Origin of the sequence: Rheinheimera sp. D18 (assembly GCF_004345025.1) — a bacterium.
In the GTDB taxonomy this organism is placed as follows: domain Bacteria; phylum Pseudomonadota; class Gammaproteobacteria; order Enterobacterales; family Alteromonadaceae; genus Alishewanella; species Alishewanella metallidurans.
Window position 1 is genome coordinate 2,125,237 of sequence record NZ_CP037745.1, and the last position, 25,299, is coordinate 2,150,535.

Consider the following 25,299-nt stretch of genomic DNA (forward strand, 5'->3'; position numbering starts at 1 on the left):
AGTAACAAAAAACGAGCAAAAATATGAACCAGATTAATCTGGATAAACTACTACAACTGGCGCCAAGCGGCAAAGCAGATACCGCTACATTGAAATTAGTGGTTGCTCAGGTCTATCAGGGACAGATTCAACAACTTAGTGGTGGCGGTTTTGGTCTACAGGTGCCTTCTGCGCAAGGCGCGCTGCAAATTACTTTACCTGCGTCGGCTAACATTACATTGCAGCAATTAGTACAACAAGCCAGCCCTGAGGCGATAAAAACCGGGCAGTTAGCCGCACTGCAAACTAACTTACCGCCTCGCTTGCCGGTGCAGGTACAGTTTCAGCCGCTAGCTAATGGCAATATTGAGCTGAATATTCAAACGGTTGCCAAAGCTATTACGCTCAATATACCGCCCGAGCAGTTGCGTCAGTTATTACTGGCGGCTTATAGCGCAAAAACCGCAACGACACCAATGCGCAGTGCAGATAGCAGTATTAGCGCGCTATTAGTTACCGCAAAAATACCCCTAACGGCAAATAACACGTTAATTCAGTTGCCTGCATTAGCGCCATTAGCCTTATCGGGCAAAGCTCAGGCTAATTTAGCGCAGTGGTTAGGCGTGAGCCAATCAAGCCAATTTACTGTTGCCTTACAACTTAAAACCAGCGACAAAGGGGTTGAGCCTAACGTGTTACAGCCGACAAGCCAAGGCCAACAACCTGGCACCGCAATGCTTGATAAACCGCAGCAACAAGCCTTGCTACAGCAATTAATTAAGGTATTTAACCAACAGCCGGTAAATACCGCCGGCAGTAACCATCCTATTCTTAATGCGGTAAAACAGCTGGGCATTGCTCCGCCTGGTGCCTATCAATTACAGTTGCAAGCTAACAGCTCAGGTAGTCTTGCTCAGTTGCAATTGCTGCCACAAAAAGACCAATTGCAGTTAGCCGTATTACCTGAAGACAGTAATCGGCCCCTGCAGTTTATTAGCCGAACAGCGCAAAATACGCCAACCACAACAGCAGGTGCAGCTAGTGGTTTTTTATCTGCCGCGACAGTACAACAAGCGTGGCGACATTTGTTACCCTTATTGCCACAAAAAGGCGATCTGCTCACGGCATTACCAGAGTTGCCCGAGCAGGTACAACAGATATTACAACTCGTTCGCCAAAGCCAACCCGATGGCAGTAAAGTGCTAACGTTAAACCAACTCGCACCACAACTGCAAAGCCTACTGCAATTTCAGCCGCTGCAAAACAATGCCAATGTTCAAACCAGTGGTGGCACATTAGCCGTCGCAATACAGCTATTGTTGGGGCATTTATTGCAAAAACCGCTTAGCGCAGCACAGCAACCTGCAAACCAAAAGCTACTGCAATTAGTAAACTCATTAGAGCCGAGCCAAACAAGTAGCTTATTGCGGCAGTTAGCGGGCCATAGCGGCGCATTACAACAAAGCCAATTAGCAACCTTAGACAGTAATCAGAGCGCACAGCAGAATTTACTGTTACAACTGCCACTGCAGCAAGGCGAGCATTCGGTTTTTAGTCAAATACAATTAGAGCAACGTGAAGCGGACGGCAAAGAAACAGGGGAAAAGCAAACCCAGTGGCAATTAACCATGCGCTTTGACTTACAGCAGCTAGGGCCGTTATTGGTTGTCGCAAAACTACAGCAACAACAATTGCAACTGCAGTTTTATACCGAACAAACCGCAACGAAGCAGTTAGCGGATAAGTTTTTACCCTTACTGAAAGAGCGCTGTAATATGCAAGGTTTAATAGTAAGTGAAGCTGACTGTGTGTTGGGTAAAATTCCCGAAACCCTGCTGCCGCGCGCCAACAGCTTACTTGCGGTTAAAGTATAGGGATCAGCTATGACAGAAAATAAGCAGCAAAAAACCGCCACTGCACTGCAGTACCAAGGTAAACAAGCTCCAACGATAACGGCAAAAGGCCACGGTGAGCTGGCAGACGATATTGTGGCCCTCGCCCGTGAGCATGGTATTTTGGTACATCAAGATGATGAGCTTAGCAAATTGCTTAGCCAACTAGAACTGGGCGAGCAAATACCCAAAGAATTATATATTGTGATTGCCGAGCTAATTGCATTTTCTTATGTGTTACAGGGTAAGTTTCCGGAAAACTGGCACAATATTCATCAGCGTATTGATTTTAAAACGTAAAATAGCGCTTATAACTGCTTTTGCTGGTGCAGGTTAAACAACAGTTCCGCTTCAGCCCGCGGCAATTCACATTCACGCATTATTTCTTCTAGATCTGCGCCTAACTGCACCATCTTCATCGCTCGGCTATAAATTTTTGATTCAGGATCAGTAAGCTCTAACGCTTGCTGCTTATCGGCAAGCTGTTGCATATCGGCACTTAGCTGACTATTAAGCTGAGCTAAGCCGGCATCTAGTTGCAATACGCGCTGGCCAACACCAATAACACCCGCCCGTAGCTCTTCAAGCTCATGTTTACCATGTTCTTGTTGCTGCGCGCTAAATTCAAGCCGCTGTTCTAACGCGGCTAATTGTGCCACAACATTTTTGCGTAGCTTGGCGAACCACAGATATATAACTAGCATAAATGCCAGTAATAATACTGCCTGAATTATTACACCAAGCCACATAGTCATTCCTAGAGCGACGTTACTTCGTCCCACTCTTCATCATTGAGGAGTTTATTTAGATCAACCAGAATTAACAGTTCGCCTTCACGGTTAGATACCCCTTGAATAAAGCGCGCACTTTCTTCTGTGCCTACATTTGGCGCGGTATCAATTTCTGACGATTTTAAGTACACCACTTCGGCAACGCTATCTACCAAAATACCGATAACTTGTTTTTCTGCTTCAATAATAACAATACGCGTATTATCCGTTACATCGGCTGGCTCTAAACCAAAACGTGAACGGGTATCAATAACCGTAACCACGTTACCGCGTAAATTAATAATACCTAATACATAATCAGGTGAACCTGGCACGGGTGCAATTTCGGTATAGCGCAGTACTTCTTGCACCTGCATTACGTTAATGCCGTAGGTTTCATCTTGCAATTTAAAAGTAACCCACTGCAACACGATGTCTGCGGCGTCATTCTTTTTAACTGACTGCTTGGTTAAATTACTCATGCACAGCTCCTGTATAAATACCTTTTCCGCTTAAGCACTGATATCCAGACCGCGGTTTAATAAATCTATCATAGCGTCAACATCAACTAATACACACATATGTTTTTTGATTAAGCCCGCCATCCAAGGTCTTTTACCCTCAGCTTCGCGCCACTTTACATCGTCTTGTTCTAAAACATAGGTATTAATTAATGTTTCGCAGCATAAACCCCAGTTACTGCTACCCAGCATAATAACATACTGATAGTTTAGCTTTTGCTGTAAGGTTTCGTCATATTTTTCTGGCATAACCCAACGAGCGGTATCCACCGTGTTTATTTTCTGTTCGCGGTACAGCATTACGCCTTTAAACCATTCCGGTTTACCAATCAGGCTATTCACTTTACCTAATTGATGAATACCACCGAGTTCCTTTAAAGGTACTGCTATTTTTAACCCAGCAACGTCAAAAAATAAGGCTTGAAATTTGCCTTGTCGATAGTCTTTTTGCTCAGTTGCAACAGATACTGTTGGTACTTCTGCCGCCGCAATGCGTTGGGTTACAGGCACATCTCGTTGCTGTAAGTGCTGTGCTTGTTCTACTTGTACAAATTTCGCTTTAAGTGTAGCTAACGCCGCGGCATCGGCAGCCACTTCAGTTTTAGCTTCAATTTTTTGTGCGGCTATTGGTTCAGCTGGCACTATGGTCGCTTGGGCTAACAACTCATTAAGTTGCTGCTTTTTTTCTTCTTCCAGCATTAACGTTTCACTGGGATCTTCGTCAACCAACAAAGCGGATAAATAATGCTGCATCACTTTTTGACTGGCGATTAAATTACTCATGCCGACTCCGGCGCCTGTTGCAGTAAATAGGTCAGTAAGGTGTTGTAGGCAAATACACCGCGTGAGGCCGAGGCAAATTCACTCGGCGGCGTTTGTGCTAAACTTGCGTCGCGAAACTTAGTGTCGACCGGAATTACCGCAGACCAAACTTTATCTTGATACTTTGCTTTTAACTCTTTGTAGGCTTCTAATGAGGCTTTAGTTCTCTTGTCATACATAGTTGGAATAATAGTGTAGGCATAGTCTCTTTTTTGCGACGTGCGCATTAATGCTAAGGTCGCAATCATTCGTTCTAAGCCCTTTAATGCCAGAAACTCGGTTTGCACAGGAATAAGCAAACGATCACAAGCCGCAATAGCATTGACCATTAACACCCCCATTACTGGAGGGCAGTCAATGACGACATAATCGTACTCTTTTTCGATTTTAAGTAAGGCCTTTTTCAGCATTAAACCCATGCCACCCTTATTACCTAGCGAGCGATCGAGTGTGGCTAAGGCCATTGATGAAGGCAAAATGTCTAAATTGTCCATGCCACTTGGGCATAATGACTGCAAAATCTGTTCGCTGGTAATATCTTTACCACGAATAAAAATGTCGTAAACGCTAACTTCTAACTCTTCAGCGTCAATGCCAAAATAATAGGTTAGCGATGCGTGCGGATCGGTGTCTACCAACAAAACCTTGTAGCCGCGTTGGGCTAATAAGCCACCAAGCGTAACGGTAGTAGTCGTTTTACCCACACCACCTTTCTGATTTGCTACTGTCCAAATAACCACTTCAAGGTTCCTGTTGTTCTGGAGACTTTATGTCAGTATTGTCTTCTCGTGTGGTGATACGAATACCGCCACCGGGCAAAGCAATAACTTTTATACTGCCATCTTTTTGCGATACTTGCTCTAATTGTCGCTGTAATGCCGCGTTTTCAGTCGAACTATCTATCTTAGGTTCGTTACTAGCTTGGTTAGCGAAATAACCAAAACGCGATATCGCAATCACCACTTTACGATTAGCCGCTCTACCTTGAATACTGTCGTTTGCGTTAAACGGATAATACTGACCATAACCTTCTATTGCTAAACGCTGAGGAGTGGTGCCTTGCCGCTCCAGTAACCTAAGTACAGAGGTAGCACGGCTTACCGAGAGCTCCCAATTTGAGGAGAATAATTCATTATTAATGGGCTGATCATCGGTATAGCCGCGAACACGAATAAAATTGGTAATGGGGTTAATAACCTTGGTAATTTCCGCCAATAATGTTTGCGCCGATTGCGTAGCAGTAGCACTGCCGCTAGCAAATAATAAACCACTGCTTAATTCGATAGTTAGCCAATTTTCGTCCTGCTGCAGCTTAACTAAACCTTGTTCTAGTAGATTTGCCAGCGCCTTAGTTAATTGTTGCTCTACAGACTGCAATGGGCTGCCAAGCTTATGTTGGGTAACATCCGACAATTGCGTTGCGTCGGCCAATAGCGTTGGCCCTTTTGCTGGTTCTAAAGACGTGCCGTACAGATCGAGCTCACTTTGTGGTACTGGTGTTGTTAGTACGGATAGCCCTTGTTTGCCAGTACCAGAATGCTCAGGCGTTTCAAATATTTTCGTTAAACTATCCGCTAACACACTGTACTTTTCTTCTTTAACAATGGACATGGCGTATAACACTACAAATAGCGCAAACATTAAGGTCATATAATCGGCATAAGAAACCAACCAGCGATCTAGCTGTTCTGGCTCTACATGCGAATGTTTTTGCTTATGGCGGTACATGTGTTTTACCCCGGATGATAAGCCGAAAGCTTACGCTCTATATTGCGTGGGTTTTCGCCATAGGCAATAGACACCAACCCTTCAACAATAAGCTCGTGATACAACGTACGCTGATGCACTAAATTCTTTAATTTGTTACCAACAGGTATAAATACTAAGTTAGCAAAACCCACACCATAAATGGTGGCAACAAAGGCGGTGCCAATACCTAACCCTAATAGTTCAGGGTCTGAAATGTTCGACATAGCTTGAATTAAACCCAATACCGCGCCAACGATACCAATAGTGGGGCTATAACCACCCATAGCATCAAAAATACGTGCTCCGCGTAATAACCGTTCGCGCTCAAGTGTTAACTCCGCATCCAGTGTATCTTGCAACGCTTTTGGCTCTACCCCGTCGACTAACAAATTTAAACCACGATGTAAAAATGGATCCCGCTCGGCCAAGGCATCGTTTTCTAAGGCTAAAAAACCATTACCTCGCGCGGCACCGCCCCAATGCACAATGCGTTCAGCAGTATGTTGCAGTGGTAAATGATCGGCGCGTATTACCCATGGCAGCATTTTTAGGCCAAGTTTAAATTGTGCTGAAGGTGTTTGCAGCATTACCGCACCCACGGTGCCGCCGACAACGATTAAAAACGCAGGAAAGTGCAACAACGTGGCAAGGCTACCGCCCTCAATAACAAAGCCACCGGCGACAGCCAATATAGCCAGTAAAAAACCACTAATTGCCAGCTTATCCATGCGTTACTTCCGTTATCAAACGTCCGGCGACGTCATTAAGACTTACCTCAACATCCATTAACCCTGCAGCGGCAATAGCTTGAGGCATGCCATATACAACACAGCTGGCTTCATCTTGGGCCCAAACTTTTGCCCCCACTTGTTTTAGTAATCTAGCACCTTCGCGTCCGTCTGCGCCCATACCCGTTAATACAATGGCTAGGACTTGATCGCTAAATACTTTTGCAGCGGTAGCAAAGGTAATATCAACACTGGGTTTAAAGGTAATGCGTGGTGAGTCGTCTTCTTTAATGCGCAGTCTTGCCTCACGCTCGCTGCCTTCAATTAGCATTTGTTTACCACCGGGCGCTAAGTAAGCCACGCCAGGTCGAAGTACATCATTATCTTTTGCTTCACACACTTCAATTTTAGCTAACGTATTTAAACGTTGGGCAAAAGCACCGGTAAATGCAGCAGGCATATGCTGAATAAGGACAATCGGCAAAGGGAAGTTTTCTGGCAATGCTGTAATAATACGCTGCAACGCAACAGGGCCACCGGTTGAGGTACCAATAGCCACTAATTTGTACTGTTTACCACTGGCCTGAAATCGTGTCGAGCTGGTGCTGGTTACTCGCTCACTCAATTTAGGTCGCTCAAAGCTAGTACGGGTTAACGCTGGACGTTCGGCTAAACGCGCAGCGCTGCTGCTGTCAGGCCTTGGTGCAACAGTGCTGCTAAACGTTGCCCTACCAAGCTGACGCTTACGAGCTACCGCTTTTACTCTATCACGCAGTAATTGCCCCGCCTCATCTTTATCACGGGCAATATCTTCAAATTTTTTCGGCAGAAAATCTACTGCCCCAGCTTCTAACGCATCAAGGGTCGCCTTTGCGCCTTCATGGGTTAGTGAAGAAAACATTAAAATAGGAATACGTTGTTGCTGCATAATTTCACGGACTGCTGAAATGCCATCTAAAACCGGCATTTCAATGTCCATGGTAATTACATCAGGTTTAAGCGCTAAGGCTTTTTCAACCCCTTCACGGCCGTTATTGGCGGTGTCTACAACTTCTATATCGCCATCTTTAGTCAGAATTTCTGTTAGGCGGCGGCGAAAAAAGCTTGAATCATCAACCACTAACACCTTAATCGACATAGCGTTCTCTCTTTAGGCGTTGGCTTTATTGAAGCGGTCAAATTTAATTTTTGACTTCTTCGCGTAGTGTTTTAACAAGTTGGGTACGTCAAGAATTAGTGCTATACCACCATCTGAAGTAATGGTTGCGCCGGCCATACCTGGCGTGCCTTGCAGCAGTGCGTCAAGCGGCTTTATGACCACTTCTTCTTGACCAATTAGCGAGTCGACAACAAACCCGACTTGTTGGGTGCCAATTTGCACAATTACTACGTGGCCTTGCTCACGCCGACGTTTTTTATCTGAACCTTTAACTAGCCAATGCTCAAGGAAAAACAGTGGGATAGCTTTATTTCGCACGACAACGGTAAGTTGGCCATCTACCACGTTAGTTTTGTTTAAATCGAGATGGAAAATTTCACTTACACCAGCCAGTGGTAAAGCAAAAGTTTGTTTTCCTACCACGACCATTAAGGTTGGCAGTATAGCTAAGGTTAGTGGAACTTTAATTTCCAGCGAGGTGCCTTCACCCAATTTAGAGTGAATATGCACGGTACCGTTAAGCTGATTAATCTTGGTCTTTACTACGTCCATACCGACGCCACGACCTGAGATATCTGAAATTTGTTCTTTAGTTGAAAACCCTGGTGCAAAAATTAGATTAAACGCTTCGGTATCGGACATGCGTGCAGCAGCATCAACGTCAAGAATACCGCGTTTAATAGCGATACCTTTCAGCTTTTCTGGATCCATACCTGCACCATCATCTTGTATGGTTAACAAAATATGGTCGCCGGCCTGCTCTGCGGCGAGCCGCACTGTTCCTACCCGGGTTTTACCTGATTTTTGCCGCACATCTGGCATTTCTATGCCATGATCGACAGAGTTGCGCACTAAGTGCACTAGCGGATCGGCTAGGGCCTCAACTAAGTTTTTATCTAAATCGGTTTCTTCACCTTCGAGTACTAACTCTATGTCTTTTTGTAAAGCTCGTGCCAAATCTCGTACTACTCGTGGGAAGCGGCCAAATACTTTTTTAATCGGTTGCATACGCGTTTTCATTACCGCGCCTTGAATATCAGCGGTAACAACATCTAAGTTCGAAATGGCTTTGCTCATTTCTTCACTTTGTACGGTAGTCGACAAACTTACCAAGCGATTACGCACTAATACCAGCTCGCCAACCATATTCATAATTTGGTCAAGCCGCTTGGTATCTACCCGCACAGTAGTTTCTGCTTGGGCTGATTGCTGCGCCGCTGCCGCTTTGTCAGCTACTGGCGCAACGGGTGCTTTACTTTCTACCGGTTCGATTACCGCAGGTGCTCTGCTCGGTGCAGCAGGCTTAGTTTCCGCGGGTGTTGCCGCCGTAGCCTTAACTACGGGTGCATTGCCTTTACCGTGCAATTGATCGAGCAGCGCTTCGAACTCGGCATCATCAATTTCGTCGTTAGTTTTGCTATTATTTGTTACCGGAGCTTTAGGTGGTGTAACCGTTTTTTTCTGCTCAGCAGATTCCGGTATAAACGCCCCTTTGCCATGCAATTGATCTAGCATGGCTTCAAATTCATCATCGGTAATATCATCATTGCCGGCCGATGCAGCGGGTGTTACTGGTGAAGAAACGACAGGAGCTGCAGCTTTTTTACCATGCAGTTCATCCATCATTTTTTCAAATTCTTCTTCAGTAATTTCATCGATATTGCTGCTAGATGCCGGCGATGCTGATACCGGTGCAGCAACTTTAGCGGCTACAGGCTCAGCCGCTGCTGCCACAACGGGAGGCGCTCCAGCAGCTTCCGGATTACTGTAATAATGTAATGCATCTAACACCGCTGCCGAAGCAGGTGTTAATGGCTGACGGTTTTGTACTTCAACAAACATCGCATTAATGCTATCGAGCGACTGTAAAATAACGTCCATCAGCTCAGCGGTAACACGGCGCTTACCGGTACGAAGAATATCAAACACGTTTTCGGCGCCATGGCAGGCATCAACTAACTCGGTTAGTGATAAAAAGCCAGCGCCACCTTTTACAGTATGGAAGCCGCGAAAAATAGCGTTAAGTAAATTAGCATCGTCTGGATTATTTTCCAGTTCGACCAGCTGCTCTTGCAGTAATTCGAGGATTTCACCGGCTTCAACCAGGAAGTCCTGCAGTATATCCTCATCCATATCAAAGCTCATGCAAAAACACCTCTGTTAGAAACCTAAGCTGGATAACAAATCATCAACGTCATCCTGACCGCTGACGACATCATCACGCTCTGCTGCATCAATGATAGGCCCTTCGGCTTCATGCGCTTTGGGTTTACTTTTCACTGGTTTAGCGTCTGGTAATGCCGTAAGACTAGACTGACCAAATGCGGTTAATAGGCCGATTAAGCTTTCTTCAACTTCCCGTACTAACTCGATAACACGGCGCAAAATTTGTCCGGTGAGATCTTGGTAGTCTTGTGCCATTAACACGTCAGTAAGTAGCGAGTTAAGGGTACTAGAATTGCCACTCGCTTGGGTAAAAAAACTATCTAATGTATGACATAGCCCTTTAAACTCACCTAACTGCATTTGTCGTTGCATTAATTTTTGCCACTGCGGTTCAATTTTACCTAACTGCTGGCTTAATTCATCAGCAATAGGTAAACACGACTCAACAGCGTCCATAGTGCGATTAGCCGCTTGTTCCGTCATATCGATAACGTGAATTAGCCGCTTTTTCGCATCGGGGATATCTTCTTCGAGTAAATTACTTAACGATGGGTCAATTTGGAAATTTTTTAACGAATCGTGTAACTGACGGGTTAGCTTTCCTACTTCGGCAAATAGCTCTGAAGATCCAGGTACAGCAAGTTGCTGTACCATCTGGTTAGCGGTTTCGTGCTCACCCATTTCAAGCAGTTGCACTAATTCTTTAGCTTGCTCAAGAGAAATTAAAGGCGCCGTAATTGCGGACATGGCTACGCTCCTATGTCAGTTACGATTAGCCAATCCGTTCAAATACTTTAGCCAACTTCTCTTGCAAAGTTGCTGCCGTAAAAGGCTTTACAATATAACCATTCACTCCAGCTTGGGCCGCAGCAATAATTTGTTCTTTCTTTGCTTCTGCCGTTACCATAAGTACTGGAATTTGTTTTAGCTTTGCATCGGCTCGAATGGCACGTAGCAAGTCGATACCTTGCATACCTGGCATATTCCAGTCGGTTACGACAAAATCAAAATCACCATTTTGCAGCATAGGCAACGCTGTGCTGCCATCATCTGCTTCAGACACGTTTGTAAAGCCCAGATCGCGTAACAGATTTTTTATTATCCGTCTCATAGTTGAAAAGTCATCAACTACAAGAATTTTCATGTTTTTATCCAAAATCCCCTCCGGCGAGATATTACTGTTATCTCAGAATAGGTTACAACCAATCCTGCATTCTGGCTTTTAATCTGACCAATGCCTGACTATGGATTTGACTGATCCGAGACTCGCTGACATTCAGCACGGCCCCGATCTCCTTCAAGTTTAGTTCGTCATTATAATACAGCGAAAGCACTAATGCTTCACGCTCGGGTAAACTACTAATTGTTTTTGCTAAATCATGATGAAAACTCTCATGAGCTTGGTTTTCATACAAATGATCGCTATCAGAATCACCCGCTGTTACTAGAACATCTTCAGGTATACCAAGATCTTCTATGCCGATTATTCTACCACTACTAATATCACTTAACATATGATGGTATTCATCCAAAGATATATCAAGTTTTTCAGCAACTTCACTGTCTTTTATATCTCTGCTGTACAGTGCTTCAAGCTCAGCTATTGTTTCTGCTATTAACCGCGCATTACGATGTACCGAACGAGGTGTCCAATCACCACGGCGCATCTCATCGAGCATAGCACCGCGAATACGAATACCAGCAAAGGTTTCAAAGCTTGCGCCCTTGCTGCCATCAAAATTCTTTGCGGCTTCAATTAAGCCTATCATCCCTGACTGAATAAGATCATCAACCAACACACTGGCTGGCAAACGAGCCAACAGATGATAGGCTATTCGCTTAACTAAAGGCGCATGACGCTCGACCAGTTGCTGCATATAGTCAACACCGCCATAAGCTGCAATTTTTCTGCTCACACTCCCCCCCGATCAGCTTTAGGTTGTAACAACTGCTCCAGAAAAAACTCTAAATGCCCAGACGCTACTACTGGCAATGGCCATTTTACTGCCTTTAACGCTAAACCTTTAATTGCCATACTTGCTGGCGTTTTAGGAAACAGTTCGATAAACGCTTTTTGTTTCCGTGCCGCTTTACGTACGTTTTCATCATACGGAATGGTTGCAACCAGCTCTAAACTTACATCTAAAAAACGATCCGTAACTCGAGTGAGTTTGGCAAATAACTCTTGGCCTTCTTTTAAGCTGCGCACCATATTAGCGACGATCTTAAATTTCTCTACGCCGTGATCTCGGCTTAGAATCTTCATTAATGCATAAGCATCGGTGATAGATGAAGGCTCATCACAAACTACTACCATCACATCTTGTGAAGCTCGAGAAAAACTCAACACCATGTCAGATATACCTGCAGCGGTATCAACCAACAACACATCAACTGGCGTTTTTAATTCACTAAAGGCGCGAATAAGGCCAGCATGTTCGGCAGGTGCTAGCTCGGTCATACTTTGTGAACCAGAAGTGGCAGGTATAATTTTAATACCAAAAGGGCCGTCTATTATTACTTCGTCAAGTTCAGCCTCTCCGGCCAAAACATGAGATAAATTCTTTTCTACTCTAAGGCCGAGCATAACATCGCAATTTGCTAAGCCAAGGTCAGCATCTAGTACTAACACTCTTTTACCAAGCTGAGCCATCGACATGGCAAGGTTAAGGCTGACGTTGGTTTTACCCACACCGCCTTTACCTCCAGTAATTGATATTACTTTTACCATCTGCTTATTCATTTTTCTCAAGCCGCTGGCTTGATCATCAGTATTAACATGACTATGCATAGGTTCCATCCGCGCGGTTCACCTCGTTGTTATACCACTGATGAGCCGTGCCTGTTTGTGCAATTCGTAATTGTTCTGCGTGTTGCACCAGTTTTGGTGCATCAGCAACCGCTATATCTTCCGGTACTCGCTGGCCATTGGTTAAATAACTTACTGGCAGTGCGTTCGCAATAGCGACGTTAATAACTTCGCCCAAGCTCAAGCACTCATCAAGTTTGGTGAAAATACAACCAGACAAAGGAATACGTTTGAAATGTGTCACACTTTCTTGCATTACTCTTGCTTGTGCTGTGGCAGACAATACCAGATAACTTTTTATTTTAACACGACTATTGTGCATCAGGCTGGCAAGTTTCTCTGCTAAACGTACATCGCGCTGGCTCATGCCCGCGGTATCTATCAATATTAGTTTGCGTTGTTGTAACTGATTGATTAACAGCGACAGTTCATCGCTGTCTTTGGCCATTTTAACTGGACAACCAATAATACGTCCAAAGGTAGCTAATTGCTCATACGCGCCAATGCGATAGCTGTCGGTAGTAATTAACGCAACCTGATCGGCACCATGGCGTTTAGCAAACTCTGCAGCCAGTTTAGCGACAGTTGTAGTTTTGCCTACACCCGTTGGACCAACCAGTGCAACCACGCCACCGCGACGTAGTATATCATCATTAGTGGTACTTAGCTGGCCAGCCAGTAATTCTAGTGCGGCATCCCAAGCATCTGTGCTGTTTAGCTCTTCCGGCATAAAGCACGCTAACTGGTCAGCAACCTGTTCTGATAAGCCTAACTGTTGCAAGTTTTCAATAATTAGCGCGCGGATTGGTTCACGACGTGCTAGATCTTGCCACATTAAGCCAGACACTTGATGTTGTAATAATTGACGCATAGACAACATTTCATTGCGCATGGCGTCCATTTGTAGCTGTACTAATTTTGCTTGCTGATCTTGCTGTTTCGTTATTTCGCTAAGTTGCATTGAGCTAACATTAGCATTTGTGCCAGAATTTTGACGTTCAAACGCTGCAGCGCGCTGCGGCTCTTTTATCGGTGCAACCTTGGGTGTTGCCTGTTGCGAGCTAACCTGCTGTTTGATCATCTGGCGAGCCAATAACGCCTTTAGTGAATCCGCTGGGGCGTCGGCTTCATCATCAGCAACGGTTGCGGTAAAACGAGGTTCCGCCCTTGGTGCAGGCACAGGCGCGCTTTTAATGGCGGCTATCGGTTCATTATCTATAGCCGCAACAATTTCTACGCCTTCAGGCACTTTTTTATTTGACAGAATAATGGCGTCAGGGCCAAGAAACTCTTTCACCTCAGTTAAGGCGGTACGCATATCTTTTGCTACAAAGCGTTTAATTTTCATGAGTTTACTCCTAACTTGCCTGGCCAATTACGCTGACAATACGAATCTGTTTATCGTCGGGTATCTCTTGATAAGACAATACCCTAAGTCCTGGTATGGTGTACTTCACGAATCGTGCCATTACTGAGCGTAAAATTCCTGACGTGAGTAATACTGCACTATCGCCGCTTAATTCTTGGCTTTGGTGAGCCTCTTGTAACGACTGCTGAATGCGGTCGGCCAGCCCAGGTTCTATGCCTGCGCCATCATTCCCTGCAGCTTGCATTGATTGGTGCAGCATTTGTTCAAGTTCTGGCGCAAAGGTAATAACCGGTATTTCTACTTTGCTACCACCCACCTCTTGTACGATTAAGCGACGCAGCGCAATACGACAGGCCGCGGTGAGTACATCCACGTCTTGGCTTTTTGCACCGTATTCAACAAGGGTTTGTACTATGGTGCGCATATCGCGAATTGGCACCCCTTCATTTAGCAGATTCTGTAATACTTTAACCACAGTAGTTAGCGCCAAAGTGTCTGGCACTAAGCCTTCAACGAGTTTAGGTGAATGCTTAGCTAGCATATCAAGCAGGTTTTGTACTTCTTCATGTCCCAACAAGCTGGCAGCATTATTGGTTAAAATTTGGCTTAAATGAGTTGCCACGACCGTTGCGGCATCAACCACGGTATAGCCTAAGGTTTGCGCATGCTCGCGCTGGTCTTTGCTGATCCATACTGCATCTAGCCCAAACGCCGGGTCCTTAGTTGGTACCCCTTTTACTGTACCAAACACTTGGCCAGGGTTTATTGCCAGCTCATTATCATGGCGTAACTCACTTTCACCACTGGTTACACCCATTAACGTCATGCGGTAGCTATTAGGTTCTAAATCTAGGTTGTCGCGAATATGTACCGCTGGAATAAGAAAGCCTAGCTCTTGCGATAATTTTTTCCTTACGCCTTTAATCCGATTTAGTAACTCACCGCCTTGGGTTTTATCAACCAAAGGTATTAAACGGTAACCTACTTCAAGGCCAATAGTATCAACGCCTTGTACATCGTCCCAGCCAATTTCTTTTACCACATTGCTTTCAATTGGTGCCAAATCGGTACTATTACGGTTAAGTAGTTCGGCTTTAGCTTCGCCTTTGCGCTTATGCATCAAGTAGGCAGCACCACCAACTAGCGCGGCTAATGACAAAAACGAAAAATGCGGCATACCAGGCACTATGCCCATCATCACTAGTACGCCAGAAGACACGGCAAGCACTTGCACGTTACCCAGCTGAGCCGTCATCTGCTGGCCCATATCACCTGATTTATTCTGCCGTGTTACGATAATGGCAGTACCAATAGATAACAGCAGCGAGGGAATTTGTGCTACTAAGCCATCACCAATGGTAAGTAGTGTGTATATTTCCATGGCGTTGCTAAATGACAAACCATGCTGGATCATGCCGATAAATAAGCCGCCAACTAAGTTGATAACCAAAATAACAATACCGGCAATCGCATCGCCTTTTACAAACTTACTGGCACCGTCCATTGAACCGTAGAAGTCAGCTTCGCTAGTAACTTCTTCACGGCGCACGCGCGCGTCTTCTTGGGTGATTAAACCTGAGTTTAAATCAGCATCAATCGCCATTTGCTTACCCGGCATAGCGTCAAGGGTAAAACGCGCCGACACTTCAGCAATACGGCCAGCACCTTTGGTAACTACGACAAAGTTAATGATGATTAAAATTAAGAACACCACTATACCAACGGCGTAGTTACCACCAATAACCACCGAGCCAAAGGCTTCAATAACCTTACCGGCCGCATCACCACCGTTGTGGCCCTCTAATAACACCACGCGAGTACTGGCCACGTTAAGGGCTAAACGCATAATGGTTGCTACCAGCAAAATGGCCGGAAACGCACCAAAATCGAGCGGGCGCATGGTGTAAATGGTCACGAGTAAGACAATTAACGCTAAAGCAATATTGAATGAAAACAAGATATCGAGCAGCATTGGCGGCAGTGGCAGCACCACCATGGCTAGCGCGGCAAGAATAAATATCGGCGTGCCAAGACCTTTAGCAAAGGCCAGCTTTGAGCGATCGAAATTGGTTAAAAAACTGGGTAACTGCATGACAACCCTGACAGTTAATTGGCACTATACAGGGTCAAAGCAAGAAGTGTTCCAAGAAAACCACCGGCGAATTGGCAAACTCAGATTAGTGCCGATAACCTTCTGGGATCGGTAAGTTTTTCGCCAACGATTTCGGCCGACTACTCTTACCTTTTTTGTACATTTTAAGCTGATATACATAAGCCAGTACCTGAGCTACGGCGGCGAATAGCTGCTCTGGTATTGGATGATCTAGCTTAGTGGTATGGAAAATAGAACGGGCTAAGGCCGGCGATTCAATTACCGGCACCTTGTGTTCATTGCCAATTTTACGAATATGCATCGCCACTTCATCTACGCCCTTCGCTACCACGACTGGAGCGCGGAATTTACCTTGGTCATATTTTAGGGCAATAGCGTAGTGTGTTGGGTTGGTAACAATAACGTCGGCATTGGGCACTTCTTGCATCATGCGTTTCATTGACATTTGCATTTGCGTGCGACGAATCCGTGCCTTTATTTGTGGATCGCCCTCGCTACTTTTGTATTCATCTTTAATTTCCTGCAACGACATTTTAAGTTGTTTAATATGGTTCCACTTTTGGTAGGGCGCATCGACCAGCGCTATTATTGACACACTGGAACATAAACCAAAAAATAACCAAGCCAGAAAATGCAAAGCTGATTCAATATTATTAGGCTCACTCATTAGTGACAGCGCCATAATGTCGAAGAAAAACATTTTCAGTAGAAAATAAGCAAAACCAACAACAACCAGCACCTTAAGAAAACTTTTCAGTAGCTCGACTAAGGCTTGTAAGCCAAACATACGTTTCAAACCCTTCATCGGGCTCATTTTACTGGCTTTAAAGCCCGCAGCTTGCCAACTAAAGTTAAAACCACCTAAAAAGGTGTTACCAATAAAGGCGGCAATAACGATGATAAAGAAAATGCCCGCCATAGGAGGAACAAGGTGTTGTGCCACATCTCCCCAAGCGGTAAACATCGAGTTAGTTTCAAAGATATCTTTCGGGTTTAGCCGCAACATGCGCTGGCCAATATCCAGTATTGCCGCCGCTAACATTTTGCCAAATACCAAAATAGCCGTTGCGCTACCAATTAAGACAAATGCGGTGCCCATATCTTTAGACCGGGCAATCTGGCCTTTTTCCGCTGCGTCTTGCAGCTTCTTGGACGTGGGCTGTTCGGTTTTTTCCGCACCATCATCTGCCATTGCTGTCTCCTAGCTTAGCAGCCAATCAGACGGCAGCTAAAATCAACGCTATGCTGCCACTGTTTGTCAAAGTGAAATAAAAACGTATCTAAGGTTAACCACAAAATGACTAAGCCCGATAGCATGGTAATAGGAAAACCGATAGAAAAAATATTCAGCTGCGGCGCTGCGCGCGTCATTATACCGAACGATAAATTTACCGTTAGCATCGAGACTATGGGCGCTAGCGCTATGGCCAATGACGTGGCGAACATCCAGCCGCCAAACTCGATAACGGTCCAGTAACTGGTGATCTCCCACCATTCACCATTGATCGGTAAGGTGTCGAAGCTAAACACCAGCATTTGGATCATAACTAAATGGCCATCAAACAACCAAAATAACAAGGTGGCTAAAATTAAGTAAAATTGGCCTATGGCTGCTACGTTTACGCCGCTTGCAGGGTCGACCATTGAAGCAAAACCCAGCCCCGTTTGCGTCGCTAACAACTGCCCAGCCAACACAAAAGTGGTAATAAACATTAACGATATAAAACCTAACGCGAAGCCGATAAGTAACTGAAAGAGTACTTCGATAAACATTTGTCCCGACATTAAATCCGGCGTAGCAACAGGAGGTAAGGTTGGCATAATAATTAAGGTAATTAACACCACTAAACCGGTTTTTATTCGCATAGGTATATTACGTACACCTATACCGGCCATAATTAAAAACATACCAGTTACGCGGCATAATGGCAGTAAGTAATCAGCAATAGTTTGCATTAAAATACTTAACGGAAACTCCATTGCTGCTTAACCCACTACCGTCGGAATACTTAAGATCAGCTCTTGGGTAAATTCCATAATAACCCGAGTTAACCAATGCCCACCAAACGACAGTGCCAACAAGGTAACAATTAAGCGCGGTAAGAAGCTTAACGTTTGTTCGTTAATTGAGGTCGCTGCCTGAAATATGGCTACCGCAAGGCCGACAAACAAGGACGGCAAAATAATGGCACTAACCAGTAAAATAACCAAAAATAGCGCATCGCGTAGTATATCGACAAAGACTTCTGGGTTCATGTGCCCACCCCGTAACTGGTCGCCAAGGTGCCCATTACCAACATCCAACCGTCTACTAACACAAACATCATCAGTTTAAACGGCAAGGAAATAATCATAGGCGATAACATCATCATACCCATGGCCATTAGTACGCTGGCCACAACAAGGTCAATAATAAGAAACGGGATAAAGAGCATAAAGCCAATTTGAAAAGCCGTTTTTAGCTCACTGGTAACAAAGGCAGGGATCACTACCGTTATTGGATAATCTTGTGGGTTTTCCGCTACTTCTAGCCCAGCTATTTGTGCAAAGGTATCTAAATCTTTAGTGCGGGTTTGGTGCAACATAAAGGCTTTTATTGGCACAATGGCGGCATCAAGCGCCTGCACTGGAGTAATTTCTTCGGTTAAGTAAGGCTGAATAGCGCTTTCATTAATGTTTTTAAACACCGGCGCCATAATAAAGAACGTTAAAAACAGCGTAATACCAATTAACACTTGGTTTGATGGTGACTGCTGTAAACCCATAGCTTGGCGCAGTATAGCTAGTACCACAATGATGCGGGTAAAGCTGGTCATCATAATAACCATGGCGGGAATAAAGCTTAGCGCAGTCATTAGCGCCAGCACTTGCAGCGTTACGCTGTATTGCTGGCTGCCATCGGCACCGGTAGTTACAGTAACCGCAGATAACACAGAATTATCGGCTAAAACACTGGGGCTAAACAGTATTACAAGTACCACACACAACAGTCGCAACATAGTTCACACTATTTTTTTAGCAAAGATTGTAACTGTGTATGAAAGTCTGATGCCAACTTTTCTTCGGGGAGTGAATTTTCTAGTTCAAACAGTAAATTAATACTATGCGCAGTAACACCCAAAACCCGTTGTTTCCCTTGTATTTCAATAACTAACAGCTTTTCTTTTGGCCCAAGTGGCATAGTAGAAATAATTTTAATATGACGACTACCTGGCAAGCGTAGCGTCAATTTTTTGAACAGCCAGCCTAGTGTAATAACAATAGCTACTACGATACTTAACGACAGCGCCATTTTACCCAGACCAAGCCCAGCAGTTGGTCGCTCAGTATTACCCTCGGCCTTTGCTAGGGTTTTGGCCGGCAATGCTACAGTAGTGGTTTCCTGCTTTATTTCATCTGGTTCAACTAACATAGTTTGTGCTGCGGCACTATCGTTAGCTTGCGCTGCCAACGTTATCGGTAACAACAAAAAACCGCATAAAAGAATAGGTAGTAACCGCATTAACGTAATTTCTTAATACGTTCAATTTGGCTAATAACGTCGGTTAAGCGGATACCAAACTTGTCGTTTACTACCACCACTTCGCCATGCGCAATTAAGGTACCGTTTACCAATACATCAAGCGGCTCGCCCGCGAGGCGCTCTAACTCAATCACCGAACCTTGGTTTAGTTGTAGTAAATTACGAATACTAATTTTTGCCCGGCCCACTTCCATTGAAATAGTTACCGGTATATCTAAAATGGTATCAAGCTTACGCTTTTCATCTACGGTAATATCAGCTTTTTCATCACGTAATTCTTCTAACTCTACCGCTTCAGCATCGCCAGACTCGGCCATTGCCGCGGCCCATTCGTCCATGGTGTCTTTATCGTCAGCCATCGTTGTTACCTTCTATCTCGATCTGACAAATTCAGATCAGCTTCTAATTCAGAAATATCGGCATCGCTATCTAAGCGACGCCCACCTTTTGTAAATACATGCATTTCCGACTTAACCGAGTCAGGCCGCTTAATTTTTTCCGTAATTTTAAGCGCAACGTTTTCACGTGAACGGCCAAGCTTTGCGCGGTAAGTTGGTAACTCTTCGATAAGTACCGTGATATGTTCCGGCATTTCTATCGGAATAACATCACCGGCTTTTAGCTCCATAATGTCGCGCAACGTTAACTCTACATCCATCATCTTGGTGCTTAAATCAACCTTAACATCCATAATTTCATCACGAAGCGCTTTACTCCAGCGTAAATCGGTGTCTTCTTTATCGCTTTGCACACCAGCATCAAGTAAATCGCGAATCGGTTCCAACATTGAATAAGGTAAGGCCACGTGAAAATCACCACCGCCGCCATCTAGTTCTATATGAAATGAGCTAATAACTACCACTTCAGTTGGACTAACAATATTAGCCATAGCCGGATTGACCTCAGAATCGAGGTATTCAAACGACACGTCCATTACTGGCGCCCACGCTTCTTTGTAATCTTCAAAAATCAACTTTAACAACATTTGAATAATACGCCGCTCGGTTGGCGTAAATTCACGGCCTTCAATTTTGGCGTGATAACGACCGTCACCACCGAAAAAGTTATCGACCAAAATAAACACTAAACGTGCTTCCATGGTAATAAGGCCGGTACCTTTAAGTGGTCTAAAGCGCACCATATTTAAACTAGTAGGCACAAATAGCGTATGCACGTATTCGCCAAATTTAATCATTTGCACGCCATTTATCGACACTTCCGCGGTGCGACGCATCATATTAAATAAACTAATGCGCATATGTCGGGCAAAACGCTCGTTAACCATTTCCAGTGTTGGCATACGGCCACGGACTATACGATCCTGCGACGAGAAATCGTATTCCATGGTAGAACGGCCCCGGCCATCGCCAGAGTCGTCTACATCTTCTTCTTCAACGTCGTCGACACCGTGTAATAGCGCATCAATTTCGTCTTGTGACAGTAAATCGGTCACGGCTGCTCACTCTTATTGCATAACAAAACCGGTGAAAAGGACTTCATCGACCACCACCGAACCAACGACTTCTATCATTGCCTGCTGCAAATCACTTAGCGCTTTATTTTTTAGCGCGTCACGCCCTGCAACGGTTACTAATTCATCTGCGTTACCCGAACTAAAAGTACTAAGCAAACTCCCCTCAATTAGCGGGATATGCCGCATCGCTAGGGTCTCATTATTTTTGCCACGCACTAATAGCTGTACCTTAATTTGCACCATCCGATCTCGTGCGGCGCCAGGCACGTTAAAAACAAACGGCCGAGGCAATGGCACATAAAGCGCCGTGCCTTTAGCTTCAGTGCTTCCGTCAGCGCTAGCTTTGGCTCCATCTGCACCAGCGGATTGTCCAGTTTGCCCAGAGCCACCTGACAGCATAAAAAACGCCACTATGGCGATTACAACTAACAGCCCAGCACCGCCAGCGATTAACAGTAATTTTTTCTTGCCGCCGCCTTCGGTAATAACTAAATCTTTCTCTGCTGCCATAACTGAATCACCTTCTATTAATCTGGCTTTATTATGCTCATCTGTCAGTGGCAATGTAAATCATCGCGGCTTAAATTCCACGCTTGATGTACTTTATGCGTAATAATCAACCAATCTATCACTAATACTGGTTGCAACCTGCACCACAGCATCAGGCTGGTTAATATCGCCCGCGCTATCATCACCATGTTGATTAGTCGTACTATTGTTATCACGCTGCTCAAATTGTCGTTCTTGTTGCTGCTGAGTTTGTTGTTGCACATTGCTATCATTTAACGCAATACCTTGCTGCTGCAGCATTTCGCGTAAACGTGGCATATGTTGTTCTAATGCTTCCTTGGCTTGCGACTGCTGTACTACAAATTGCACCGACGCTTGGTCTTGTTGCATATCTATTTTTATTTGCATTTTGCCAAGGCCTGCTGGATCAAGCCGAATTTCTGCAATTTGAATATTTTGTCGCAGCATCAGATTAACCCGTTCTCGCAATTGCTCTGGAGCATCTTGATGCAGCATATTTAAACTTTGTTTTATTTGTTCAGCTACGCTTGGCGCTGCCGCTTTATCAACGCCAGCGTGTCGGTGCTGTTCGGCTGCTAATAACGTACTGCTAAACGCACTTTCGCTGCGACCAGCGCTAACATCGGCATTAACTCTAGCGCTCTGATTAAGCATACCATCTGCTAACGGCTGCTGTTGATTTTGCCCTGATGTTTGCTCTTGATTCTGGCGCAGGCTTGGCTGCTGAGTGGCTGCGTCAGTTTTTCCAGTTAGGCTTAGCTCGCCCTTTTCAGACAACACTTTTGTTGACGTTTTTTTATCATTAGCTGAATTATTACTTGCGTTGTTTTCTACTACACCAGCTTGTTGCTTATCTAGCGTCGGTAGTTCAGCCTGTTTGCGTATCATTACCTCGGAGTCTAATTCAACGGGTGTTTTTGCATCAGACTGCTTCAGGTTTTGCTCAGTTTTCAATAGTTCAGCTTTAGCAACGTATTTATCAATTGTCGCTTTATCTACAAGTTCGGTAGACACTTCAAGGCCAGCGTCTGTAGCTACGAGCGCTATTTTTGCCTCTGGTGGCACTGGAGTGGCTGAATCAACTTTAGTGCCCGCTATGAGCGTTGCTATGCCGTCTTTAGCTATACCAGTGCTTTTGTAGCGCACAGCGCTAGCATGGTCTGCTTTTACCCCTGACGCTTCTGCCTCTACTTTAACTTCTAACTCCGCTTTAATCGCAGCATTATCGCTTTGCGCTGTAATGGGTAATTTGGCTGCATTTTGTGTACTCGCATCAGTGGCGGTATTTTCGCTGCTATTTGCCAGTGCGGCATTAGCTAATGGGTTAACATCCTTTGTTTGAGCATCAGCTACGGTTAACGCTTCACTAGTTACTTCATCTGCGGCCGCATTAGTCGTATTTTTGCCGTTATTCGGTGGTGGTTGAATATCATCTTTAGACGCGGCAGCTTTAATCGTGCCGTCTTTTAACGCAATTTGCTCTAAGATGCTTGCCGCAAGCAATGTGTTGTCGTCAGTTGGGTTATTTTCGCTTGCTTCGTCATTAATATCGGTGTTTGTGACTAATAATAAAGCCTGACTAATTACCGATAGCTCACTCACATCGGCAGGCAATAACCTTAGCTTTGCTTCAGTAGGGCTATTTTTTGCCGGTTGCGTAAACTCACTAAGCATTTGGCCAAACATAATGCCTTGGCCTTGCGCCGCGTCATCTGACAAAGCAGCATCTGGCGCCAGCGCGATATCGGATCCTGTCATCAGCAATGATAGCTGTAAGCCTTGCGTCATGGGTCTCTCCCGTAAACGGTCTTTATGCAATGCAACCAGTTCGGTTTTGCTAATTAAGCTAATACGTTACTTAGCCCGTTACTATAATCATTCAATTTTCAGGCCAGCTTTATTCTAAGCTTTGCGCTCTTAGGCGCATAAATTGCTGGCTGGCGTATTCGTCGGCATTTTTTTGTTCTTGTTTTAGCTGCTTTTGCAGTTCAGCAAAGTTATTACGCTCAACCAGTAGCTCTAACGCCTTACGTTTTTTTTGCATAGCTAACCAGGTTTGCTTACGCTGCTCTGCAGCATTTTTAGCCTGCTGTACTGCTCGCCCCTGTTGTTGTATTGCCTGATCTAACTTGCCAATGAAATTAACAAACTGGTTATATTGGCGGCTTTGTATACCTAGGCTACCTTGCTGCTGGCTTTGTTGAATATATTCAGTACGGTAGTTAGCCAAACCTTGATATTTTTGCTCTTGTTGCTGATAAAACTGCTGGGCCGACACAAACTGTGCTTGTAGCCGTTCTTCACGTTCTTGCTGAATTTTAATCAACATATTAAAACGTTGGTTTATCACAATGCATTACTCCTTGGCGCAGGAACTAGCAGATTTAGAGCTTGTAGGCTGTCTTCATAGGTCACGACATCATGCATGCCTTGTTGTAAAAACCGATTGATATTTGGCATCATGCCAATGGCTTTATCCAGTTGGGGATCACTGCCTCGCACGTAAGCGCCTATGGCAATTAAATCTTTGCTTTGCTGGTAACTGGAGTACAGCTGTTTTACAGCGCGGGCCATGTTCTGATGCTCTGCACTGGTAACAGCAGGCATAACACGGCTAATGGATTTTTCAATGTCTACCGCAGGAAAATGCCCGCTATCGGCGAGCACGCGCGATAAAACAATATGACCATCTAAAATAGCCCGCGATGCGTCGGCAATGGGGTCTTGTAAGTCATCACCTTCAGATAACACGGTATAAAACGCGGTAATTGATCCTTGGCTACCACTACCATTACCGGCACGTTCAACTAACGCCGGTAATTTGGCAAATACCGATGGCGGATAACCTTTAGTTGCTGGAGGTTCACCAACTGCTAACGCGATTTCGCGCTGAGCTTGGGCATAACGAGTAATAGAGTCGATTAATAGCAACACATCCAAACCCTGATCACGAAAGTATTCTGCTACCTGTACTGCTGTTTCACAGCCTTTTAAGCGCATTAAGGGTGACACATCGGCCGGTGCAGCGATGACTACCGAGCGAGCTTTACCTTCGTCACCTAAAATTTCGTCGATAAACTCTTTAACTTCTCGCCCACGTTCGCCCACTAAACCAACCACAATAACGTCGGCCGATGTGCCTCGTGTCATCATTCCCAATAGCACGCTCTTACCGACGCCAGAACCGGCGAACAGGCCCATACGTTGGCCTTTACCCACTGTAAGAATACTATTAATTGAGCGCACGCCAACATCGAGTGGCTGCTTAATGGGTCGACGGTGTAGCGGATTTATCGGTTTGCCTTTAGCGCCACCATAATGCTCTGCAGCGATAGGCCCTTTGCCATCAAGCGGTGCGCCAACACCGTCGATCACTCGGCCTAACAAGTTCATACTTAGCGGTACGCCTTTAAAATTGAGCAGTGGCGTAACACGCGCTCCCGGCACTACGCCTGATACATCATCTTTAGGCATTAAAAAAATGCGATCGTTAGCAAAGCCAACGACCTCGGCCATAATATCGCCACGCGCCGTTTCTACCGAACAAGGCTGGCCAATGGCTGCGCTACAACCGGTAGCTTCTAATGTTAAACCAACAACACGCACCAAATGTCCAGAAACTGCTGGTTTAGAGCGATGCACATAACTTTGCTGTTGTTGTAAAAATTGGCTTAAAACATCACTGCCGGCCATA

The 25,299-nt window shown here is 45.0% G+C and carries 27 protein-coding genes; 2 read left to right on the forward strand and 25 right to left on the reverse strand.

Annotated features, from left to right (window positions below):
• Positions 1 to 23 precede the first annotated feature (23 nt).
• Both E0Z06_RS10055 and E0Z06_RS10060 read left to right on the forward strand, forming a co-directional pair.
• Entirely contained in the window at positions 24 to 1,853 is a 1,830-nt protein-coding gene (locus tag E0Z06_RS10055) for a flagellar hook-length control protein FliK (RefSeq protein ID WP_132584299.1), read from the forward strand.
• Between the two features lie 9 nt (positions 1,854 to 1,862).
• Positions 1,863 to 2,171, forward strand: coding sequence for an EscU/YscU/HrcU family type III secretion system export apparatus switch protein (locus tag E0Z06_RS10060; RefSeq protein ID WP_132584301.1), 309 nt, complete (start codon positions 1,863 to 1,865; stop codon positions 2,169 to 2,171).
• 8 nt (positions 2,172 to 2,179) lie between these two features.
• Here E0Z06_RS10060 and E0Z06_RS10065 read toward each other — a convergent pair whose 3' ends face one another.
• The 25 genes from E0Z06_RS10065 to fliI form a co-directional block, all read right to left on the reverse strand.
• Entirely contained in the window at positions 2,180 to 2,620 is a 441-nt protein-coding gene (locus E0Z06_RS10065; RefSeq protein WP_132584303.1) for a DUF2802 domain-containing protein, read from the reverse strand.
• A gap of 8 nt (positions 2,621 to 2,628) precedes the next feature.
• Positions 2,629 to 3,123 (reverse strand): chemotaxis protein CheW, encoded by a 495-nt coding sequence (locus E0Z06_RS10070; RefSeq protein WP_132584305.1) that lies wholly within the window; start codon positions 3,121 to 3,123, stop codon positions 2,629 to 2,631.
• Positions 3,124 to 3,153: 30 nt separating this feature from the next.
• Complete coding sequence (locus E0Z06_RS10075) at positions 3,154 to 3,945, reverse strand: chemotaxis protein CheW (RefSeq protein WP_132584307.1); 792 nt, start codon at positions 3,943 to 3,945, stop codon at positions 3,154 to 3,156.
• Positions 3,942 to 4,724 (reverse strand): ParA family protein, encoded by a 783-nt coding sequence (locus E0Z06_RS10080; RefSeq protein ID WP_132584309.1) that lies wholly within the window; start codon positions 4,722 to 4,724, stop codon positions 3,942 to 3,944. Before E0Z06_RS10080 ends, E0Z06_RS10075 begins: the two co-directional genes overlap by 4 nt.
• 1 nt (position 4,725) lies before the next feature.
• Positions 4,726 to 5,712, reverse strand: coding sequence for a flagellar motor protein MotB (locus tag E0Z06_RS10085; RefSeq protein WP_132584311.1), 987 nt, complete (start codon positions 5,710 to 5,712; stop codon positions 4,726 to 4,728).
• A gap of 5 nt (positions 5,713 to 5,717) precedes the next feature.
• Positions 5,718 to 6,461, reverse strand: a complete 744-nt coding sequence (locus E0Z06_RS10090) for a flagellar motor protein (protein ID WP_132584313.1) — start codon at positions 6,459 to 6,461, stop codon at positions 5,718 to 5,720.
• The gene (locus tag E0Z06_RS10095; RefSeq protein WP_132584315.1) at positions 6,454 to 7,599 is read right to left on the reverse strand and encodes a chemotaxis response regulator protein-glutamate methylesterase; all 1,146 of its coding nucleotides are present in this window, start codon (positions 7,597 to 7,599) and stop codon (positions 6,454 to 6,456) included. Before E0Z06_RS10095 ends, E0Z06_RS10090 begins: the two co-directional genes overlap by 8 nt.
• 12 nt (positions 7,600 to 7,611) lie before the next feature.
• Entirely contained in the window at positions 7,612 to 9,765 is a 2,154-nt protein-coding gene (locus E0Z06_RS10100) for a chemotaxis protein CheA (RefSeq protein ID WP_132584317.1), read from the reverse strand.
• Positions 9,766 to 9,780: 15 nt separating this feature from the next.
• Positions 9,781 to 10,533, reverse strand: a complete 753-nt coding sequence (locus E0Z06_RS10105) for a protein phosphatase CheZ (RefSeq protein ID WP_132584319.1) — start codon at positions 10,531 to 10,533, stop codon at positions 9,781 to 9,783.
• A gap of 25 nt (positions 10,534 to 10,558) precedes the next feature.
• Positions 10,559 to 10,942: a chemotaxis response regulator CheY gene (cheY, locus tag E0Z06_RS10110; RefSeq protein WP_132584321.1), complete on the reverse strand. Its 384-nt coding sequence runs from the start codon at positions 10,940 to 10,942 to the stop codon at positions 10,559 to 10,561.
• Positions 10,943 to 10,982: 40 nt separating this feature from the next.
• Complete coding sequence (locus E0Z06_RS10115; protein ID WP_207903200.1) at positions 10,983 to 11,663, reverse strand: RNA polymerase sigma factor FliA; 681 nt, start codon at positions 11,661 to 11,663, stop codon at positions 10,983 to 10,985.
• A 35-nt stretch (positions 11,664 to 11,698) separates the two neighbouring features.
• Positions 11,699 to 12,529, reverse strand: a complete 831-nt coding sequence (locus E0Z06_RS10120) for a MinD/ParA family protein (RefSeq protein ID WP_207903201.1) — start codon at positions 12,527 to 12,529, stop codon at positions 11,699 to 11,701.
• A gap of 40 nt (positions 12,530 to 12,569) precedes the next feature.
• Complete coding sequence (gene flhF / locus E0Z06_RS10125) at positions 12,570 to 13,943, reverse strand: flagellar biosynthesis protein FlhF (protein WP_132584325.1); 1,374 nt, start codon at positions 13,941 to 13,943, stop codon at positions 12,570 to 12,572.
• A 10-nt stretch (positions 13,944 to 13,953) separates the two neighbouring features.
• On the reverse strand, positions 13,954 to 16,056 hold the full coding sequence (flhA, locus tag E0Z06_RS10130; protein WP_132584327.1) for a flagellar biosynthesis protein FlhA: 2,103 nt from the start codon (positions 16,054 to 16,056) through the stop codon (positions 13,954 to 13,956).
• Between the two features lie 85 nt (positions 16,057 to 16,141).
• On the reverse strand, positions 16,142 to 17,269 hold the full coding sequence (gene flhB / locus E0Z06_RS10135; RefSeq protein ID WP_132584329.1) for a flagellar biosynthesis protein FlhB: 1,128 nt from the start codon (positions 17,267 to 17,269) through the stop codon (positions 16,142 to 16,144).
• A 14-nt stretch (positions 17,270 to 17,283) separates the two neighbouring features.
• Entirely contained in the window at positions 17,284 to 18,057 is a 774-nt protein-coding gene (gene fliR, locus E0Z06_RS10140) for a flagellar biosynthetic protein FliR (protein ID WP_132584331.1), read from the reverse strand.
• A gap of 6 nt (positions 18,058 to 18,063) precedes the next feature.
• Positions 18,064 to 18,333 carry a flagellar biosynthesis protein FliQ gene (fliQ, locus tag E0Z06_RS10145; RefSeq protein ID WP_132584333.1) on the reverse strand — a complete coding sequence of 90 codons (270 nt, stop codon included), beginning with the start codon at positions 18,331 to 18,333 and terminating at the stop codon, positions 18,064 to 18,066.
• Positions 18,330 to 19,076: a flagellar type III secretion system pore protein FliP gene (gene fliP, locus E0Z06_RS10150; protein WP_132584335.1), complete on the reverse strand. Its 747-nt coding sequence runs from the start codon at positions 19,074 to 19,076 to the stop codon at positions 18,330 to 18,332. The genes fliQ and fliP overlap by 4 nt, the downstream gene beginning before the upstream one ends.
• A gap of 8 nt (positions 19,077 to 19,084) precedes the next feature.
• Positions 19,085 to 19,579 (reverse strand): flagellar biosynthetic protein FliO, encoded by a 495-nt coding sequence (fliO, locus tag E0Z06_RS10155; RefSeq protein WP_132584337.1) that lies wholly within the window; start codon positions 19,577 to 19,579, stop codon positions 19,085 to 19,087.
• Complete coding sequence (gene fliN / locus E0Z06_RS10160; protein ID WP_132584338.1) at positions 19,579 to 19,959, reverse strand: flagellar motor switch protein FliN; 381 nt, start codon at positions 19,957 to 19,959, stop codon at positions 19,579 to 19,581. Before fliN ends, fliO begins: the two co-directional genes overlap by 1 nt.
• A gap of 5 nt (positions 19,960 to 19,964) precedes the next feature.
• Complete coding sequence (gene fliM, locus E0Z06_RS10165; RefSeq protein WP_132584340.1) at positions 19,965 to 21,053, reverse strand: flagellar motor switch protein FliM; 1,089 nt, start codon at positions 21,051 to 21,053, stop codon at positions 19,965 to 19,967.
• Positions 21,054 to 21,065: 12 nt separating this feature from the next.
• Positions 21,066 to 21,584, reverse strand: a complete 519-nt coding sequence (fliL, locus tag E0Z06_RS10170; protein ID WP_132584342.1) for a flagellar basal body-associated protein FliL — start codon at positions 21,582 to 21,584, stop codon at positions 21,066 to 21,068.
• A gap of 93 nt (positions 21,585 to 21,677) precedes the next feature.
• The gene (locus E0Z06_RS10175) at positions 21,678 to 23,393 is read right to left on the reverse strand and encodes a flagellar hook-length control protein FliK (RefSeq protein WP_132584344.1); all 1,716 of its coding nucleotides are present in this window, start codon (positions 23,391 to 23,393) and stop codon (positions 21,678 to 21,680) included.
• 109 nt (positions 23,394 to 23,502) lie between these two features.
• The gene (fliJ, locus tag E0Z06_RS10180) at positions 23,503 to 23,955 is read right to left on the reverse strand and encodes a flagellar export protein FliJ (RefSeq protein ID WP_132584346.1); all 453 of its coding nucleotides are present in this window, start codon (positions 23,953 to 23,955) and stop codon (positions 23,503 to 23,505) included.
• Positions 23,952 to 25,298, reverse strand: a complete 1,347-nt coding sequence (fliI, locus tag E0Z06_RS10185; protein WP_132584348.1) for a flagellar protein export ATPase FliI — start codon at positions 25,296 to 25,298, stop codon at positions 23,952 to 23,954. The genes fliJ and fliI overlap by 4 nt, the downstream gene beginning before the upstream one ends.
• Between the last annotated feature and the right edge of the window lies 1 nt (position 25,299).